Origin of the sequence: Corynebacterium sp. KPL2734, from assembly GCF_040225595.1 — a bacterium.
GTDB classification, from domain to species: Bacteria; Actinomycetota; Actinomycetes; order Mycobacteriales; family Mycobacteriaceae; genus Corynebacterium; species Corynebacterium rhinophilum.
In genome coordinates this window covers 30,255-48,047 of record NZ_JBEHFO010000006.1, presented here as the reverse complement: position 1 = coordinate 48,047, position 17,793 = coordinate 30,255, and the positions used below count along the sequence as shown (strand labels likewise).

General features: G+C 62.9%; 17 protein-coding genes. 8 read left to right on the top strand and 9 right to left on the bottom strand.

The window, feature by feature from the left end; translation table 11 throughout:
• Positions 1-56: 56 nt before the first annotated feature.
• From ABRP88_RS05610 to ABRP88_RS05600, 3 genes are all read left to right on the top strand, one after another.
• The gene (locus ABRP88_RS05610) at positions 57-920 is read left to right on the top strand and encodes a MetQ/NlpA family ABC transporter substrate-binding protein (protein ID WP_239269019.1); all 864 of its coding nucleotides are present in this window, start codon (positions 57-59) and stop codon (positions 918-920) included.
• Positions 921-992: 72 nt separating this feature from the next.
• Entirely contained in the window at positions 993-2,030 is a 1,038-nt protein-coding gene (locus ABRP88_RS05605) for a methionine ABC transporter ATP-binding protein (RefSeq protein ID WP_349836564.1), read from the top strand.
• Complete coding sequence (locus ABRP88_RS05600; protein ID WP_023030155.1) at positions 2,027-2,707, top strand: methionine ABC transporter permease; 681 nt, start codon at positions 2,027-2,029, stop codon at positions 2,705-2,707. Before ABRP88_RS05605 ends, ABRP88_RS05600 begins: the two co-directional genes overlap by 4 nt.
• Here the strand turns inward: ABRP88_RS05600 and ABRP88_RS05595 are convergent.
• The gene (locus ABRP88_RS05595) at positions 2,694-3,566 is read right to left on the bottom strand and encodes a sucrase ferredoxin (protein WP_349836563.1); all 873 of its coding nucleotides are present in this window, start codon (positions 3,564-3,566) and stop codon (positions 2,694-2,696) included. The two genes, ABRP88_RS05600 and ABRP88_RS05595, sit on opposite strands and share 14 nt — an antisense overlap.
• 110 nt (positions 3,567-3,676) lie before the next feature.
• Here ABRP88_RS05595 and ABRP88_RS05590 point away from each other — a divergent pair, with 110 nt between their 5' ends.
• Positions 3,677-4,234 (top strand): AMIN-like domain-containing (lipo)protein, encoded by a 558-nt coding sequence (locus tag ABRP88_RS05590; protein ID WP_349836562.1) that lies wholly within the window; start codon positions 3,677-3,679, stop codon positions 4,232-4,234.
• Here the strand turns inward: ABRP88_RS05590 and ABRP88_RS05585 are convergent.
• Together ABRP88_RS05585 and imuA' are read right to left on the bottom strand one after the other, a co-directional pair.
• Positions 4,231-5,763 carry a DNA polymerase Y family protein gene (locus tag ABRP88_RS05585; RefSeq protein ID WP_349836561.1) on the bottom strand — a complete coding sequence of 511 codons (1,533 nt, stop codon included), beginning with the start codon at positions 5,761-5,763 and terminating at the stop codon, positions 4,231-4,233. The two genes, ABRP88_RS05590 and ABRP88_RS05585, sit on opposite strands and share 4 nt — an antisense overlap.
• Positions 5,760-6,422, bottom strand: coding sequence for a DnaE2-dependent mutagenesis accessory factor ImuA' (imuA', locus tag ABRP88_RS05580; protein WP_502879866.1), 663 nt, complete (start codon positions 6,420-6,422; stop codon positions 5,760-5,762). The genes ABRP88_RS05585 and imuA' overlap by 4 nt, the downstream gene beginning before the upstream one ends.
• A 64-nt stretch (positions 6,423-6,486) precedes the next feature.
• Here imuA' and ABRP88_RS05575 point away from each other — a divergent pair, with 64 nt between their 5' ends.
• Both ABRP88_RS05575 and ABRP88_RS05570 read left to right on the top strand, forming a co-directional pair.
• Positions 6,487-6,906 carry a hypothetical protein gene (locus tag ABRP88_RS05575; protein ID WP_005277210.1) on the top strand — a complete coding sequence of 140 codons (420 nt, stop codon included), beginning with the start codon at positions 6,487-6,489 and terminating at the stop codon, positions 6,904-6,906.
• A 137-nt stretch (positions 6,907-7,043) separates the two neighbouring features.
• Positions 7,044-8,138 (top strand): HNH endonuclease signature motif containing protein, encoded by a 1,095-nt coding sequence (locus tag ABRP88_RS05570; protein ID WP_349836559.1) that lies wholly within the window; start codon positions 7,044-7,046, stop codon positions 8,136-8,138.
• A 63-nt stretch (positions 8,139-8,201) separates the two neighbouring features.
• Here the strand turns inward: ABRP88_RS05570 and guaA are convergent, their stop codons facing one another.
• The 3 genes from guaA to guaB form a co-directional block, all read right to left on the bottom strand.
• Entirely contained in the window at positions 8,202-9,776 is a 1,575-nt protein-coding gene (gene guaA / locus ABRP88_RS05565; protein WP_296086873.1) for a glutamine-hydrolyzing GMP synthase, read from the bottom strand.
• Positions 9,777-9,986: 210 nt separating this feature from the next.
• Entirely contained in the window at positions 9,987-11,138 is a 1,152-nt protein-coding gene (locus ABRP88_RS05560) for a GuaB3 family IMP dehydrogenase-related protein (RefSeq protein ID WP_237791468.1), read from the bottom strand.
• 7 nt (positions 11,139-11,145) lie between these two features.
• The gene (gene guaB / locus ABRP88_RS05555; RefSeq protein ID WP_349836558.1) at positions 11,146-12,666 is read right to left on the bottom strand and encodes an IMP dehydrogenase; all 1,521 of its coding nucleotides are present in this window, start codon (positions 12,664-12,666) and stop codon (positions 11,146-11,148) included.
• A gap of 120 nt (positions 12,667-12,786) precedes the next feature.
• On the opposite strand from guaB, the gene ABRP88_RS05550 reads away from it, so the two are divergent.
• Positions 12,787-13,158: a DUF5319 domain-containing protein gene (locus tag ABRP88_RS05550; RefSeq protein WP_349836557.1), complete on the top strand. Its 372-nt coding sequence runs from the start codon at positions 12,787-12,789 to the stop codon at positions 13,156-13,158.
• Between the two features lie 25 nt (positions 13,159-13,183).
• Here the strand turns inward: ABRP88_RS05550 and ABRP88_RS05545 are convergent, their stop codons facing one another.
• The gene (locus tag ABRP88_RS05545; protein ID WP_349836556.1) at positions 13,184-13,942 is read right to left on the bottom strand and encodes a hypothetical protein; all 759 of its coding nucleotides are present in this window, start codon (positions 13,940-13,942) and stop codon (positions 13,184-13,186) included.
• A 65-nt stretch (positions 13,943-14,007) separates the two neighbouring features.
• Positions 14,008-14,580 carry a sigma-70 family RNA polymerase sigma factor gene (locus ABRP88_RS05540; RefSeq protein WP_284796240.1) on the bottom strand — a complete coding sequence of 191 codons (573 nt, stop codon included), beginning with the start codon at positions 14,578-14,580 and terminating at the stop codon, positions 14,008-14,010.
• 434 nt (positions 14,581-15,014) lie between these two features.
• On the opposite strand from ABRP88_RS05540, the gene ABRP88_RS05535 reads away from it, so the two are divergent.
• Positions 15,015-15,311, top strand: a complete 297-nt coding sequence (locus ABRP88_RS05535; RefSeq protein ID WP_023016784.1) for a WhiB family transcriptional regulator — start codon at positions 15,015-15,017, stop codon at positions 15,309-15,311.
• Between the two features lie 80 nt (positions 15,312-15,391).
• Here the strand turns inward: ABRP88_RS05535 and ABRP88_RS05530 are convergent, their stop codons facing one another.
• Positions 15,392-17,722 (bottom strand): AAA family ATPase, encoded by a 2,331-nt coding sequence (locus tag ABRP88_RS05530; RefSeq protein ID WP_502879865.1) that lies wholly within the window; start codon positions 17,720-17,722, stop codon positions 15,392-15,394.
• Positions 17,723-17,793: the final 71 nt, after the last annotated feature.

Sequence of the window (17,793 nt, the reverse complement as noted above, 5' to 3'; positions counted from 1 at the left end):
ATTGCTAGATTGCTAAACGGTCAATTTATTTCAACTCCTACATGTAAGGGGACCTCATGCAGATTCGTCGCGCAGCGGCCACTACCGCCGCCGTTACCGTCGCCGCCACTAGCCTCGTGGCCTGCTCCTCCGACGCAGATGATGACAAGACCATCGCCGTTGGCACCACCGATGATGCAAAGCAGGCCTGGGTTGCCTTTGAGCAAGAAGCCAAGGACGCCGGCTACGACATCGACATTAAGTCTTTCTCGGATTACAACACCCCGAACCAGGCCCTGAACCAGGGCGAGCTCGATACCAATAACTTCCAGCACCTGAAGTTCCTGGCTGAGTACAACCACGGCAACGGCACCAACCTGGTGCCCATCGTCGCCACCGAAATCGTGCCGCTGGCGCTGTTCTGGAAGGGCCACGACTCTCTCGACGGCATCGAGGGCGAAGAAGTTGCCATCCCGAATGACTCCACCAACCAGGGCCGCGCCATCAACGTGCTGGTCCAGGCTGGCCTTATCACCTTGAAGAAGGACGGGCTTATCACCCCGACCCCGCTGGACATCGATGAGAAGAAGTCCAAGGTCAAGGTCGTGCCGGTCGATGCCGCCCAGACCCCATCCGCGCACGGTGAGGGCACCCCGGCGATTATCAATAACTCCTTCCTGGAGCGCGCCGGCATCGATCCGGCCACCGCCGTCTTCCAGGATGACCCGAACTCCGAAGAGGCAGAGCCTTATATCAACGTCTTCGCCGTTCGCGAGGAAGACGCCGATAACGAGGACATCAAGAAGCTCGCCGAGCTCTGGCACTCCGATGCGGTACAAAAGGGCGTCGACGAGGACTCCGCAGGCACCTCCGTCGAGGTCGAGCGCACCCCAGAAGAACTCCAGGAAATCCTGGACAAGCTCGAAGCAGATTTGGACTAATCACCCTTGCCTTCTACCCCGCCGGTTTTCACCCCGGCGGGGTTTGGCACTTCCTCACTAAGGACGCAACCCGTGGCAGATTCCACCCAGAACGGCACTCGCATTGAGTTCCGCAATATCACCAAGGTCTTCCAGCAGAAAAAGGCCAAGGTCAAAGCTCTTGACGATGTCTCCTTGACCGTCGATTCCGGCGAGATCATCGGCATCATCGGCTACTCCGGCGCCGGCAAATCCACCCTGGTCCGCATGATCAACGGCCTGGATACGCCCACCTCCGGCGAGCTGCTGCTCGATGGCCAGAATATCGTCGGCATGTCCGAAAAGAAGCTGCGCGGCATCCGCCGCAATATCGGCATGATCTTCCAGCAGTTTAACCTCATGAACTCCCGCACTGCGGCGGGCAATATTGAGTACCCGCTGCAGCTGCAGGGCATCGGCAAGCGCGAGCGCCAACAGCGTGTGCAGGAGCTGCTGGATTTTGTTGGCCTGGGAGATAAGGGGAAAAGCTACCCGGAACAGCTTTCCGGCGGCCAGAAGCAGCGCGTGGGCATCGCGCGCGCCCTGGCCACGAATCCTTCGCTGCTGCTTGCCGATGAAGCCACGTCCGCCCTCGACCCCACCACCACGCAGGAGGTCCTCGACCTGCTGCGCCGGGTGAATAAGGAGCTCGGCATCACCATCGTGGTCATCACCCACGAAATGGAGGTCGTGCGCTCCATCGCGGATAAGGTTGCGGTGATGGAAAATGGCCGCGTCGTAGAACAAGGCAGCGTCTACCAGGTCTTTTCCAATCCCCAGACCGCCGTGGCCGCCAAGTTCGTCGCTACCTCGCTGCGCAATGAGCCCGACGTGGTGGAAACCGATGACCTGCTCGTTCATGAAGGCCGCCTGTTTACCATCAACCTGACCGAGGAATCGGGCTTCTTCGGCGCCGCCGCCAAGCTGAAGGATGCGGGCGTATCCATCGCCGTCGTCCACGGCGGTATTACCACCTTGCAACAGCACTCCTTTGGCAAGCTCACCGTGCGCTTGAGCGGTGACGATGCCGCCATCGAAGAGTTCTACCGCGCCCTATCTGCCACCACTCAAATTGAGGAGATTGAACGATGAACGTCAACTATCTCGCCGCCGCCGACTGGGACCGCTTGGGCGGATCGCTTGTCGATGCCATCGTCGACACCCTCATCATGGTCTCGACCACCCTCATCGTCGCCGGCATTTTGGGCCTGGGGCTCGGCATCTTGCTCTACACCGCCCGCCCGGGCGGCATCCTGCAAAATAAGGCCGTCTACCTGGTGGTCAACCTGCTGGTGAACTTCGTTCGCCCCATCCCGTTTATTATTTTGCTGGCGTTTGCGCAGCCACTCACCGTCGCCGTGATGGGCGGATCCATCGGCCGCGAACCGGCCACCTTCGTGATGGTCATCGCCGCCACGTTCTCCGTAGCGCGCGTGGTGGAACAAAACCTCGTGGCCATCGACCCAGGCGTTATCGAGGCCGCCCGCGCCATGGGCGCATCGCCGTGGAAGATCATTACCTCCGTGATTATCCCGGAGGCCCTCGGCCCGCTGATTCTGGGCTATACCTTCCTGTTTATCGCCATCGTGGATATGTCCGCCATGGCCGGCTACGTCGGCGGCGGCGGACTGGGTGACTTCGCCATCGTCTACGGCTACCGCGCCTTCGAGTGGGAAGTCACCGTCGTGGCCACGCTTATCATCATCGTGCTGGTGCAGGCCGCGCAGTTCTTTGGCAACTGGCTATCCTCCAAGGTTATGCGCCGCTAATAAGCTCCACATCCGTGGCCACAAGCGCCTTGCCGGTCTTGGGTGCGTCGCCGCAGGAAGAAACCACTCCTTCCACGGCGCGCTGCTCAAGGGCCACGCTCCACCGGCGGCCATCGGCATGCGTGACCACGGTGCCCTGCTGTGCGTCTTCTGCGTAGAGCTGGCCGTAGTAGAGGTCCTCAGAGGCATCGATAAGCTCGCGCGCTACCGCCAACTCCGCCACCTGGCCGCGCGGGCCGAAAATGCCGCGCCCGCGATTGACCGGGTAGAAATATTTCCCTTCCGCCGCCGCCGCAATCATCTGCGCGGCGGCTTCCTTATTCATCCGGCCAAAGGAATAGGCCCACGGCATGAGCATGACCGAGGGCGCGAAGCGGTGCCCCTTCGTGTGCGAGGTCTCCCACACCATATCCGGGTAATCCTCCACCAGCTCCGCGGCGAGCGGCCGGCCCTTCACGGCGCAGCACTTATCGCGCTTAGCATGGGTGCACACCAAAACCAGCGGCGTATCGAGGGATCCTCCCCCGTTGCGACCCGGCGCAGTGAGATCCAGATCCAGGATCTTTTCCGGACCGGTCAAAAGGACCAATTCCATCACGCCCTGCTCAGCCCACACCAGGTAACACCGGTGCATGGTGCCGATCTGGCGGCCATCGCGGCCGGGGCGGCGAATCAATTGCAGCCCGGCCTGGCCCTTGAGCTTTTTCTTCAGCTGGGCCGTGAGTTCTGGGCCGAAAGTATCGCCATCAAGCACATCGCGCGACCAGCCGCCGGGCCACTCAAAGAGGACAAACACGGACTCTTTTTTCGCCGTGCCGGGCAGCGGTTCCACCTGGTAATCTGAACAGAAATCGGTCATGTACCCTAGCCTAACCCGTCTGCAACTCAGCTCACATATTTGGCAACAATTCGGTCAAGATCTGCCCCCAACGCTAGGCAGTAATTAATGGAAATTATACTCTAGTGGTCATGTATAAAGCCCGCCTCTCACTCCTGCTTGCCGCCGCAGCCTTCCTCACCGGCTGCAGCACCGAATCAGCGGATGACACCACCATGGCGGCCTCTGTGGGAAACTCGCACATCAACCCGCTGGGTGAGGCGGATATGAGCATGAAAACGCTGCGCCCAGAAGCCCCCTCGGAGCTCGTGGTAACCAAGGTACGCGTGGGCCAGCACGATGGTTTCGAGCGCGCCGTCTTCGAGCTCGAGGGCGAGGGTTCCCCAGGCTGGTTCGTGGATTACGCCGATAACCCCAAGCAGCAAGGCTCCGGCCAACCCATTAACTATGCCGGTGATACCGCGCTCAATGTCAATATCGATGGCGTGGTCTATCCGTTTGAGGCCGGCATTGACGAGCCGCGCATCGGCATCGTCGATGCCCCCGCCGGCGGCGTTATTACCCAAGTGGTCAACGGCCGCACCTATGAGGGCCGCAGCCAGTTTGTCATCGGTATGAACCAGCGCAAGCCTTATTCCGTGCAGGTGCTAGAAAATCCCACGCGCCTCGTGGTAGATATTCGCTCCTAATACGTCGCTTCCACGCGCCAGCGCCCCTCTGACCACACCAAGAGCCAGGCGCGCTGGCGTTGCTCCCGTTCAGCCTGGCCCACAATTTGTAGCCGCGCCGCGTACTGCGGCTGTTCGGTCCACCACTGCGTATCCACCGGCCACGGCCCAGCCCAGCCAATAATGCGGTAGCGGTGCGCGCCCCACCCGAGTGCCACGGGCACAGAGGATAGGAGGGCCTCGGCGGTGACGATGACGTCCCGCGCGGCGGCATCGATAAGCCGAATGCGCGCGGCCGGGTGGTTCGGCCCGCCGCCTAGGCGGGCGGGAAGCGGCGCGGGGATCCTGCCTGGCCAGCTGCCCTGCGGCGTGGCATCGCGCTGCTCCCCATAGGGAACGTACTCGATACGCTCGGCCACCCCACGGCCACCGACGGCCCGCGGCTGCAAGACGCGGTCTATGCCCAGCTGCGATTGCACGCGCGAAATCACCCGCTTGACCTGTTCCTGTGAGGCATCCCCGCCCCAGAGGCCATCGGCCTGCGGCCTAGCCACCTCCACCGGCTCAAGCACCAGCCGCACGATCGCGGCACCGTCCTTGCCGCTCGACCGCGCCGCCGTAAGCCACCCATCCAGCTGCCAGCGCACCCGGTCCGCGGTCGCCTGCTCCGTGAGCGCCTCATGAGTGCGCCATACCCGAGCCACGGTTTCGCCAGTTGCCAGCTCCGCCACCACGCGCAGGCGCACGCACACCACTTCCGCCTCCGCCAACCGCACGTGCAGCTGCGCGGCCAGTTGCCGGGCCACGAACGCCGCCGCATCCACGCGTTCGATGGATTGCTCGCTGCTAACGGACAGGTCAGGCCGCGCCATTTCCGGGGATACTCGCCGGTCCGCCCGCGCGTGTGCTACCTCGTGCGCGCGTTTTCCCTGCTGCCCAAACCGGGTAACCACCTGCTTAAACGGCAGCTCCGCCACATCACCTAGCCGGCGCACACCCAATTTCTGCAGCTGGACCACAAATTCCGCAGAAAACCCCAGCGCGGCCTCCGCGGCTAAAACGCTCACGGGCTGGGCGGCCAAGAAATCCCGCGACTCACCCTCCGGCACCACCGCGCCTACCCCGTGGTGCCGGGCCGCGATGATGGCCGTGGCAATCTCGTCTGCCACGCCGAGGGTGGAATCGAAGCCGGCGTGCGCGGTGGCATCGGCAAGCATCTCCAGTGCTTCTGGCCCGTGATAGCGCAGCGCCGCGCCCGCATCCACGATGGCCAGGCCGGGCCGCAGCACCTCCACGGACGAGGCCACGGCATCCAGGCCCGCCGCAATCTCCGCGAAGGCCGCTCCATCCCTATCCGGGTTCGCCTCCACCACCTTTACCTCAGGACAAATCGCTTGGGCCTGGCGCAGGCGCATCCCGCGCCGAATGCCCGCCCGGCGCGCCGCGCTATCGCAGACCAATACCGCGTGATTGCGCGCGATCAACACCGGCCCTGCCTGCCCAACCGCCTGGATGGGCCAATCCGGAAACCACACCGCAGCCGCCCTCATACGGCCGCCAACCTGCGGGGCTCGCCCATGGTAAGGCTCCCGCGCGCGGTGCCCTTTTTCGAGTCCACCGCAAGATCAATATCCACGCCGCGGATGCGCCCGCTGCCCTTGCCGATGCCCCGATATGTACTCACCTCCGCCCCAATGCGCACTGCGGTGCCCGGCAGCCGCGCACCCACGGTCAGCACCGCAGCCTGTCCGCCGCGGATTTTCGCCCACACCGGCCGCGCCTTGGCCGGGCTCAGCTCGCCGGGCGGGCCATGGTGGATGATAAGGTCCATGCCCTCTGCCAGCACGCTGGTTACCGCCCATGACTCCAGGCCCGGATCGGGGACGGTGACCACGTTGTTAAGCTGCCCCATTTCGGCAACTTGTGCGAGAGAAAGATCCGGCCACCCCACTATCCCCACATGGCCCCCGCGGGCCGTAAGATGGCAGATGAGCTCCACCACGAGCGCGGGACACTCCGCGCACGAGACCACCTTCCGCCGGGCGAGCCCACCTGCGGGAAGTAGCCGCGCCAGCTGGGGAACGGTATCTACCAGCTCGTCTTCGTCTTCCTGCTCCATCGCCTGCATGCGGGCGCGCAGCACCGCAACGCGGTCGGACCCATCCAGCCCTGCCACCGCTTTTTCTAGGCGAACGTTCGTTTGACTCACCCACACAGTATGAACCCTCAACCGGACACATGCAACTGTATGTTCGAATGGTAGTCTTAAGCGCATGAACCTGAACGAGGCCTACGGTGCTATGCGCGAGAATCCAACCCCCATTCCCACCCCGCCGTGGGTGCGCCTCGGATCCTCCATCCTGCTCGGCGCCACCGTCGCGCTGCTGACCACCCGCACCCATTTCTTCGCCACCCTATCTGGGGCCGCGGTCTGCCTCGTGGCGGCATTCGTCTTGGTCTTTGCCCACCCCTACCGCCGCGAGATGCGCTCCTATGCCGACCGGCACGATGCCGATCTCATCCCCACCATCGCGCAGCTAGTACCGCTGATGATTCTATGGCTTCTCATCATGCTCGCGCCCATCCTGGGCCTGCCCGCGTGGGGCTCGGCGCTGGTGTGGGTTGCGGTCTCATGCATCAGTTTTATCGCCTTCCCCCACGTGGATGGCACGCGCCGGCTGGCCTTTGTCTAATCCATGCGACACTGCGGGGACTTCTCCACAGGATTTCCCCGGGTTTTCGCGCTGCGGATCCGGGTTATCCACAGTTTGTGCCCTTGCGGTTGCCCTAACGATTGAGCGCGGGCTAACACCGCCCTAGCGTAGGCGGCATGGACGCACTCGAGACCTACCTCACCGCCCTCGCGCCCGGCATGGACATCATCGCCGCGTGCCGCGGGCTCTCTGGGGCTGAGCTTATGGAGCGCGGCGCGCCCGATACCATCGCCGCCGACCTGCTCCTTTTATGCGAAAGCTACTACGGCCGCACCGCCTTTAGCCGGATGCAGCGCCGCGCCATTGCCGATGCCCGCACCAACGCCCACCCCATTTCCCTCCTGGCCGGCATCGAGCGCGTAGTTAATCGCGCGCCCAGCAAGAAACAGGCGTGGGAGCTGCGTGCGGAATGCTGTGCGATGTCTGCGGAGATGAGCGTTATCATCAAACACGCTCGGCGCCGGGTGCGCGAGATGAAAAAGTCCACGGTCAGCCCCGGCGTGCGCACGTACCGGCGGCCCAATGACTACTGGACGCTTGCCATTACGGGGACCTCTCGCTTCATCGCGGATCTGCAGGGCGCGATTACGGCCACTGATAAAAAGCCGCTGCAGGCGGTGGAAGATATCTTCTTCGGCGCCGGCAGCGCCGCGCGCTCCACGGTGGTAACCAACGCCGTCGTGCCGCTGGAGAAATTCATTCGCATCCGCGATGGCCACGGCGATGACGTGCAGCTCGATCTCACCAACGGTGCGACCATGTCCGGTACCGAGTACTTGCGCCGCGTGCTTAACGATGCCGGCTATTCCGCCCCCGGCCCCAGCCCCAACGGCAATGGCGACGGCGACGCCAACGGCAGCGGCAGCGGGGACGGCGAAACGGGTTATGTCACCCTCGTGCATCCGGTAGAAGGGCCGGTCAACCTCTACCGCACGGCGCGCGTGGCCACCGATAAACAAAGAATGATGGCGGCCGCGGAAAATCCACGCTGCGCCTGGCCCGGGTGCAACCAACCGGCAGATCTATCCCAGGTCCACCACCTGACGGCCTGGAGTCGCGGCGGGGAGACCAATATGAAAAACCTCGTCGTGTGCTGTGCTTACCATAACGGCATCAACGACGACGACCCCAATGCCCCGCCCCGGCGCGGGCGGCTAGAAAGAGTGGGCGGTCGCATCGTCTGGCGGCCACCCGTAACACCCCGCAACTAGCCGCAGGTATGCGAAAAGGCGCTCAAGTACTGAGCGCCTTCTACGCATGCCGTTTTGTGGGTTTTACTCCCACTCGATGGTTCCCGGTGGCTTGGAGGTGCAATCCAAGACCACGCGGTTGACGTCCTTGACCTCGTTGGTGATACGGGTGGAGATCTTCTCTAGCACGTCATACGGCAAGCGGGTCCAGTCCGCGGTCATGGCGTCCTCGGAAGATACTGGGCGCAGCACGATGGGGTGGCCGTAGGTGCGGCCATCGCCTTGGACGCCGACGGAGCGGACATCGGCAAGCAGCACGACCGGGCACTGCCAAATCTGCTCATCCAAGCCGGCATTGGTCAGCTCGGTGCGGGCAATAAGATCCGCCTGGCGCAGAGTCTCGAGGCGCTCCTCGGTAACCTCGCCGATGATGCGGATGCCTAGGCCCGGGCCCGGGAAGGGTTGACGGCCGACGATCTCTTCCGGCAGGCCCAACTCGCGACCCACCGCGCGCACCTCGTCCTTAAAGAGCAAGCGCAGCGGCTCGACGAGCTCGAACTCGACGTCATCCGGGAGGCCGCCAACGTTGTGATGCGACTTAATATTGGCGGTGCCATCGCCGCCGCCGGATTCAACGACATCCGGGTACAAGGTGCCCTGGACGAGGTAATCGACGGTGGAGCCGGCGGGGGCATCGTCAAGCACACCGGCCACGGCGCGCTCAAAGGAGCGAATGAACTCCGCGCCGATAGCCTTGCGCTTTTCCTCGGGGTCGCTCACGCCAGCGAGCTTCTGCAGGAAGGCCGAACGCTCGTCGGCGGTAACCAGCTTGGCGCCGGTCGAGGCCACGAAGTCCGTTTCAACCTGCTCGCGCTCACCCGCGCGCAGCAGGCCATGATCGACGAATACACAGGTCAGGCGATCGCCAATGGCGCGCTGCACCAAAGCTGCAGCGACCGCAGAGTCCACGCCACCAGACAGGCCGCAAATAGCGCGGCCTTCCTCGCCTACTTGGGTGCGGATATCCGCGATGAGCTGCTCGGCGATATTATCGGCGGTCCAGTTTTGCTCCAGACCGGCGATCTCCGTGAGGAAGCGGGTGAGCACTTCTTGGCCGTGGGGCGAGTGCAACACCTCTGGGTGGTACTGCACGCCGGCCATCTGCTTGGCCGGGCACTCCATCGCGGCGACGGGGGCGCCGGCGGAGGTAGCGGTTACGTCGAAACCCTCGGGGGCGGCGGAGACGGCATCGCCGTGGGACATCCACACCTTGTGCGTGGGCTCGAGGCCCTCGTGCAGGATGCCACCCTTGACGTCGATATCGGTGCGGCCGTATTCACGCTCACCGGTAGACGATACGGTACCGCCGAGGATGTGGTTCATGGCCTGGAAGCCGTAGCAAATGCCGAAGACTGGGACGCCGAGCTCCAGCAGCTCAGGCTTGAGCGCTGGGGCGCCGTCGGCATAGACGGACGACGGGCCGCCGGACAAAATAAGCGCGGCGGGGTCTTTAGCTTTGATTTCCTCGATAGAGGCGGAGTTGGAAACAACCTCGGAGTAGATTTTGGCCTCGCGCACGCGGCGGGCAATGAGCTGCGCGTACTGAGCGCCAAAGTCCACGACGAGGACTGGGCGCGGGGTAGTATTTGGCTTAGTCACGCCCCATAGTCTAGCCCATAGGCCCCGCGGCCTAGGAAGCGCTTGCCCATGTAGCGCATTGCGGCGGCTTTCGCGCCGTGGTGGCGCGGGGCGCGCAAGCGAATCGGGGTGCGCAAGGGCCCCTCTTGCGCAGCAGCGCGGCTGCGCGAGATGAAGCGATTCGGGGCGTGCGGCGCGGGCTTGCACGGTGCGAGGCGCGCCGCACGCTACTTAGTAGCGAACCGCGAGCTCGACCTTCTGGAAGGACTTCAGGTCGGTGTACCCGCACTTTGCGAGGGCACGCCGCAGCGCACCCACAAGGTTGGTGCGGCCGAATGGTTCGCTGGATGGGCCGTGCAGCACGGTTTCGAGGCTCGGCGCAGCCGCAGGTGCGGCATCGCCTGCGGTAAGGAAATCCACATCGAGGTCGGTATCGACGCCGGCGAACTGCGCGTATCCGCGCGGGAACCGCGGGTGGCCTGCGGTAGCCGGCCAATACCATCCCCTACCGCCTGCCTCACGGGCCTGGGCAAGAAGGGGGCCGAGCGCAACACTATCGGCGCCGCAGGCGAAGGCCTTGGCGATGGTCCCGGAGTTATCGAATTCCGCATCCGCAATGATGTGCACGTAGCGGCCTTCGGTCTCGTCGAGGTAGTCGCGGCGGGCGGCGGCGGCATCGGCAATGGCGGTGGCCATGGCGGTATCGATGCCGACGGTTTCAGCGTTTGTCGTCACGCCCGCACCCACGATGACGCCGGCCGCCCCGGTGCGCATCAGGTGCAGCGCCGTGGTGTAGTCGGCCACGCCACCGGCGATGACGGGCACTTCGAGCGAGCCGATAAATTCCTTCAGGTTCAGCGGCTCGCCGCCGGTGGCGACGTGCTCCGCGGACAGCAGCGTGCCCTGGATGAACAGTAACTCGGCCCCGGCCGCGATGGCCTTGGGCGCCATCTCGCGGGCGTTTTGGGGCGAAACGCGCACGGCGACGGTCACGCCGGACTCGCGCACTTGGGCAATGCGGGAGGCAAGGAGGGCATCGTCAAGCGGGGCGGCGTGCAGCTCCTGAATGGTGGAATTATCGCCCGGCTGGGAATAGATACGCGCCAAGGCACCCTCGAGGTCCTCGTGGCGGCCCCACAGGCCTTCGGCGTTGATGACACCGAGCCCGCCCTGCTTGCCCATCTCGATGACGAACTCGGGCGTGGCGAGCGCATCGGTGGGGTGCGAAACGAAGGGGGTATCGAAGGTATAGGCATCGATATTCCAGGTGGTATCCACGTCCTTGGACGAGCGCGTGCGGCGCTGGGGGACGATGGAGACCTGGTCTAAATCAAAGGTGCGGCGGGCCTCGCGGCCGATGCCGATTTCGGCGTATTCACGCATGATTGTCCTAGCGGTAGTTCGGGGCTTCGGCGATTTGCTGCAGGTGGTGCGGGTGGGATTCCTTCAGGCCCGCGGCGGTGATCTGGACAAATCGCTTGGTCTTGAGCTCATCTAGGGTGGCCGAGCCGGTATAGCCCATGGCCGCGCGCAGGCCGCCGATGATTTGGTGCACGATGGCATCGATCTCGCCGCGGAAGGGCACGCGACCCTCTACGCCTTCTGGCACCAGCTTATCCTCGCTGCGCACGTCGGCCTGGAAGTAGCGGTCCTTGGAGTAGGAGCGCTTTTCGCCGGAAAGCCCGCGACCCTGCATGGCGCCCATGGAGCCCATGCCGCGGTAGCGCTTGTACTGCTTGCCCTGGTAGACCACGATGTCACCGGGCGCCTCAGTGGTGCCGGCGAACATGGAGCCCAGCATGACGGTATCGGCACCGGCGGCCAGCGCCTTGGCGATGTCACCGGAGTACTGCATGCCGCCATCGCCGATGACCGGCACGCCCACGGGGGCGGCGACGGCTGCGGCCTCCATCAGCGCGGTGATCTGCGGCGCACCGACGCCGGCAACGACGCGGGTGGTGCAGATGGAACCTGGACCGATGCCGACCTTGATGGCGTCCGCGCCGGCGTCGATCATCGCTTGGGCTGCCTCGCGGGTGGCGAGGTTACCGCCGATGACGTCGACCTTGTCGCCGAAGTCCTTCTTCACGCGGGAGACCATTTCGAGCACGCGGTTATTGTGTGCGTGGGCGGAGTCGACGACGAGGGCGTCAACGCCGGCATCGACAAGCGCGGCGGCGCGCTGATAGGACTCCTCGCCCGTACCAATGCCCGCGGCAACCAGCAGGCGGCCGGAAGCATCCTTGGAGGCGTTGGGGTACTGCTCGGATTTTACGAAGTCCTTGACGGTAATAAGGCCAATGAGCTTGTTATCGGCATCAACGATCGGCAGCTTTTCTACCTTATTGGCCGACAGAAGCTCCAGGGCCTCGTCCTTGGATACGCCCTCGCGCGCGACGACGAGCGGCATCGCGGTCATGACATCGCTGACTTTGCGGTCAAAGTCCGGCTCAAAACGCATATCGCGGTTGGTGCAAATGCCCAGCAAGGTGCCGTCCTCATCCACGACCGGCAGGCCGGAAATGCGGAAGCGGGCACACAGGGCGTCGACCTCACCAATGGTCATCTCGGGGCGGGCGGTGACCGGGTCCGTGACCATGCCGGACTCGGAGCGTTTGACGATTTCTACCTGCTCGGCCTGTGCTTCCGCAGAAAGGTTGCGGTGCAGCACGCCGATGCCGCCCTGGCGTGCCATGGCGATGGCCATGCGGGCCTCGGTCACGGTATCCATCGCTGCGGATGCCAGCGGCACGCCCAGGCGAATATTGCGGGTAAATTGCGCGCCGGTATCGACCTCGGAGGGCACGATATTGGACTCGGCGGGCAAAAGAAGCACGTCATCGAAGGTCAAGCCGCGCAGGGCTACCTTGTTCGGGTCATCTCCACCAGTGTGAATAGGGTAATCGCTCATCGAGGTATCTCCTTAAACAGGTTCAGCGGCTACCTCAACTGTAGTGCGTGCCCAGCCAATGACACCATTCAGGCTAGGGGTTAATTGCCTTAAGCGGGCAAGTTCAATAGGCTCGCAGGCGTGAACTTCTTCGCCAATATGCCCCGCGATCCTTTTGCAGACGATCCGAATGACCCTGCGTCCTTCCTGGAGGAGGACGAGCAGGTCATGCCGCTTTCCGATGAAGACCGCGTCGCCCTCATCCACGATCTCGCCTTGGTAGAGAAATTCGCAACTGTGCTCGGACCACGCGGGATCGATGGCATCTTCTTCCTGTGTGAAGACTGCCAGGAAAACCACTTCTACGAGTGGGATATTATGGCCGCCAATATGCGCGCCACACTGGCGGGCGAACTCGCCCCAGTGCACGAACCGGGGGCAGAGCCCGACCCGCGCCGCTACGTGCCGTGGGACTACGCGCTGGGCTACGTCGACGGCCTAGAAAACCGCTAGGGCGTGTAAGTCACCGCTCTCGTTATTACTCGGCTCCCGCCCCCAACTGAATGGTTGTGGTGGGTGCTTCTTCGGGCTCGCGAGACTCCGGCTGCGGATTCGCCGGAGCCTGCTCCGTTACCACCACGGTTGAGGTCTCGTACTGCGTTTCCGTTACGGTTTTGGGTGCTGGCTCGGGGTTATCCTGCGGCTTTTGGCCCGGCGCGGTCTCAGTAGCAGTTTCCGTCACGGTTTTCGTCTTCGGACGGGCAGGGCGCTTCTTTTCGGCTCCCTCCTTGGCAGCGATGGCATTTTCTTCTTTGCCTTCAGCCTCTTCGAGCTTGGAGCGGGCTTCCTTCATAAGCTCGCGCGCGCCTTCGAAATCTCCCTCAGCCGCGCGGGATTCCATCTCATCTAAGGTGCCGGCCAGCTCCACGTTGCGGGTCTCATCCGGCCTATCAAACACGCCAGAATTAACCATGACCCCGCCCGCACCGGCGAGGATGACGGTGGCGGCGGCCGCGCCGATAAGTCCGTGCATCACGGGGCGATTACGCCGGCGAGACCGCGCCTTATCGAGGCTGATGACTTCTGGTTCTTCCTCTGCCCCGTCCACGCGCGGGGCAGGCGGCATCTGCTTATCGATGTCCCCCTTCAGCCCTAGCAGCAACCCAGCGAGCTCATCGCTGCCGTTGGAGGGGTCTTTGCCCTGCGACAGCTCGGTGAGGAATGCATCATCATCTACCAAGGGCTGGAGCTGCTCCGTCAGGTCATCGTTATTCTTTTTGGAGTGTTTGGAGGCCATGATGGTTTCTGTCCCTCCTTCCTTTCTTAAGGTTTACGCGTGTCTCTAGAGCGGGGGTTGTGGCTTTAGCCCTCAGTGGCTAGTTGTTGCCCAAGGGCCTTTCGCAATTGTGCGAGAGCTCGGTGTTGTGCGACGCGAACCGCACCCGGGGTAGACCCCACGATATCGGCGGTTTCCTCTGCCGAAAGACCAACGAACACGCGCAAAATAACGATGTTTTTTGCCTTGTCACTTAGGGTATCGAGCAAGGCGCGCATTCTGTTACTACCATCATTTTCTAGCGCCCATTCCTCGGGAGTCGCCTCATTTGCAGTACTTTCTGGAAGCTCCTCGGCGGGCGTGGAGCGATCGCGGCCCATGGCACGGTGGGCATCGGTAACCTTATTAAAAGCGATGCCGTAGACATAGGCCATGAAGGGCCGACCCTTATCTTCATAGGAGTCGATCGATGTGGCGACGGCGAGGCAGATTTCTTGGGTCACGTCCTCCGCGGTGGGCTGGCGCCCGCCGCCGATCCGCGCACGACAATAGCGCAGCACCTGGGGATGAATAATTTGCAGGATAGATTGCAGTGCGCGGCGGCTTCCACCAGCGGCCAGCGGAACGAGATCCGCTAGCTCTTTATCCTTATCGCTCACGAGTGCACCCTCTGCAGACTTTTAAATCGATATTCAACCATATTTCCTCTGGGGTATTGAGCGCAAAGGGCCAACTACGGTACACACCAGCAAACCTGCGACCCGGCAACCACGGCAACGCTCTTGCTTGGCGATGCCCCAGCAAGAAAAGCCCCGCACTGAAGCCTGTGCCGGCGGTTGCCGTGGCTCTACAACAGGGTTTATGCCATCTGCATCATAGAAAGAACAAAATTCATAATTCGTTAACCTTAGTCATTACTGCAGGTAAAAGGGCATTAACAAGTCACATAAATGGAAGCAATACCTGGAAGTCAAATGCTAGTAACCCTTTGTTTACCAAGACGCGACACACTACGAATCGTTGCGGTTCGCGGATGACTCTCCACCAGCCGCCTGAGTAAGAATTCTCGTCCTGTTAAAGGAGCTTAAGTAACGTGTCTCAGTCCAAGTCTCTTCTCGGACCTACTGCAGATGTATGGGATTGGCAGTTGCAAGGTGCGTGCCGCGGTGAAAACTCGGACGTGTTTTACCATCCAGACGGAGAGCGTGGCCGCGCCCGCGCCCAGCGTGAAAACCGCGCCAAGGCCATTTGCAATTCCTGCCCAGTTATTGAGCTCTGCCGCGAGCACGCCCTGCGTTCGGCAGAACCATATGGCGTCTGGGGCGGCATGAGCGAATCTGAGCGCGTCGTAGCACTGCGCAAGCGCCGCCGCGCGACGGTCAACGCCTAATCCAACGCGCAAAGCGCTCACCCCGTTTTCGCAGCAGGCGCGTGCGGGCGGGATCACACGCGGAAGTGCGGCGCTTCGAGTTAGCCTTCCGCGGCTAGCGCTTCCTGCAAATAGCGCCCCGTGAGGGACTCCGTCGAGCCCGCCAAATCTTGGGGCGTGCCGCTAAAGACGAGGTGCCCACCGGCAGAGCCGGCACCAGGGCCGAGCTCGATAACGTGATCGGCGTGCGCGAGCACGGCGAGGTTGTGGTCGATGCAGATGACGGTATTGCCGGCATCGGCAAGCTGATCCAGCAATTGCAGGGTGCGTTCGGTATCGGCGGGGTGCAGGCCCGTGGTTGGCTCGTCTAGCACGATGACGTCTGCGGTGGACTTCTTATCGGCCAGGTGCGCGGCCAATTTAAGGCGCTGGCGCTCGCCGCCAGATAGCGTCGATAGCGGCTGGCCAAGGCTTAAATAGCCCACGCCGGCAGAAACGAGCGTGTCACAAATCTTTGCGGCGGCGGGCACTTTGACGCTGCGCAAATAGTCGGCGGCGCGGGAGGCGGAAAGTTCGAGAACATCGGCGATATTGAGCTCGCCCAGGCGGTATTCCAGCACGTCGGCGGAAAAGCGCCGACCCTGACAAATCTCGCAGGGAACGTCCACGCCGTCCATGACCCCGAGTTCCACGTACACCACGCCGGCGCCATTGCATTTTGGGCACGCGCCCTCGGAATTAGCGGAGAAGAGGCCGGGTTTTACGCCATTGGCCTTGGCAAAGGCCTTGCGGATGGGGTCGAGGGCGCCGGTATAAGTTGCGGCATTGGACCGGCGCGATCCTTTAATGACACTTTGCCCGATGTGCAAGAGCCTGTCTCCTGCTACCTCTGGCAGGCACGCGGCCAGCGAAGACTTGCCGGAACCGGCCACCCCGGCGATGGCCGTGAGTACTCCCTCCGGAATATCGACATCGATTCCTTGGAGGTTGTTGTGCCGCGCGCTGCGGATGGCAAGAGCCTTGGTGGACTCGCGCACCGACTCTTTCAGCGTGGCGGGATCGGCAAGGTACTGCGCGGTTACGGTGCCGCTGCGCCGCAGCTGCGCAGGGGATCCTTCGAAGACGATGGTGCCGCCGTCGGCGCCGGCGCCGGGCCCCAGATCCACGACGCGATCCGCGATGGCGATGGTGGACGGGTTGTGCTCAACCACGAGGATGGTATTTCCTTTATCACGCAGGCGAAGCAGCAGGTTATTGATGCGCTCGCAATCGTGCGGATGCAGGCCGGCGGTGGGCTCGTCGAAGACATAGGTGACATCGCTAAGCGGCGAGCCCATGTGGCGCACCATGCGGGTGCGTTGGGCTTCACCTCCGGACAGCGTCCCGGTGGCGCGCGATAAGGTGAGATAGCCAAGGCCCAGCTCAATGGCGGTATCAACGGCGGCAGAAATCGCATCTACCAGCGGCTGGGCGCCGGGCAAATCGAGCTGGGTGAGCCAGCCGTGCAGATCCGTAAGCTCCATCTCACAGACATCCGCGATGGACGCGCCGGCGATATAGGACTCGCGGGCGTGGCGCGCCAGCCGCGTGCCGGCGCACTCAGGGCAATCAACGAAGACTACGGCCTGCTCGACGAAGGCGCGCATGTGCTTTTGCAGGCTTTCGACTGGCTTGCTCAATACGTTGGTGCGCAAGCGCGTGGCAAGGCCCATGTAACTCATATTGACGCCGCCGACCTTGGTCTTGGTCTCGGCGAAATACAGGTTGTGCTTTTGCTCTTCACTGAACTCGCGCACCGGAATATCATCGGGATACAGGCCAGATTCGGCGTAGCCGCGCCACATCCAGGAGCCAGGCTTCATACCGGGGTAGATAATGGCGCCATCGGCAAGCGAAAGCTCCTCATCCACCAAGCAGGATAAATCGATATCGGATACCTGCCCCGTGCCCTCGCACTTCGGGCACATGCCGCCGGTGCGCTCGAAGCGGCGAACCTCCTTGGTGCCGTTAACCTCGATGGCGCCCTGGCCTGAGGCGGAGGGAACGTTGAAAGAATATGCCGCGGGGCCGCCGGCGCGCGGGGATGCGGCGCGCGAGAACAGCACGCGCAAAAGGCCAGTGATATCGGTGGCGGTGCCAAAGGTAGAACGCGACGAGGCTGCCATGGGCTCCTGCCCCACCACGATGGCGGCGGTAAGGTGCGCCAAGCTATCCACGTCCGGCCGAGCCAGCGAGGGCATAAAGCCTTGGACAAAACCGGGATAAGTCTCATTGACCAAGCGCTGCGATTCCGCGGCGACTGTATCAAAGACGAGCGAGGATTTACCAGAGCCGGAAACGCCGGTAAAAATGGTTAGCTTGCGCTTGGGAATCTCCACCGAAACATCGCGCAGGTTATTTTCCCGCGCGCCGGTAATAATAATGCTCTCCACGAGCTTCAAGTCTAAACCAAAAGCCCGCCGCGCCCTCCCCTGACTTGGCGGGGAAGATGCGGCGGGCTCTG

Excerpts from the sequence above, each read along its gene's own strand:
- ABRP88_RS05590 (WP_349836562.1), top strand. The coding sequence starts at position 3,677 with ATGTATAAAGCCCGCCTCTCACTCCTGCTTGCCGCCGCAGCCTTCCTC.
- ABRP88_RS05595 (WP_349836563.1), bottom strand. The coding sequence starts at position 3,566 with ATGACCGATTTCTGTTCAGATTACCAGGTGGAACCGCTGCCCGGCACG.
- ABRP88_RS05600 (WP_023030155.1), top strand. The coding sequence starts at position 2,027 with ATGAACGTCAACTATCTCGCCGCCGCCGACTGGGACCGCTTGGGCGGA.
- ABRP88_RS05570 (WP_349836559.1), top strand. The coding sequence starts at position 7,044 with ATGGACGCACTCGAGACCTACCTCACCGCCCTCGCGCCCGGCATGGAC.
- ABRP88_RS05575 (WP_005277210.1), top strand. The coding sequence starts at position 6,487 with ATGAACCTGAACGAGGCCTACGGTGCTATGCGCGAGAATCCAACCCCC.
- ABRP88_RS05545 (WP_349836556.1), bottom strand. The coding sequence starts at position 13,942 with ATGGCCTCCAAACACTCCAAAAAGAATAACGATGACCTGACGGAGCAG.
- ABRP88_RS05560 (WP_237791468.1), bottom strand. The coding sequence starts at position 11,138 with ATGCGTGAATACGCCGAAATCGGCATCGGCCGCGAGGCCCGCCGCACC.
- ABRP88_RS05610 (WP_239269019.1), top strand. The coding sequence starts at position 57 with ATGCAGATTCGTCGCGCAGCGGCCACTACCGCCGCCGTTACCGTCGCC.
- ABRP88_RS05585 (WP_349836561.1), bottom strand. The coding sequence starts at position 5,763 with ATGAGGGCGGCTGCGGTGTGGTTTCCGGATTGGCCCATCCAGGCGGTT.
- guaB (WP_349836558.1), bottom strand. The coding sequence starts at position 12,666 with ATGAGCGATTACCCTATTCACACTGGTGGAGATGACCCGAACAAGGTA.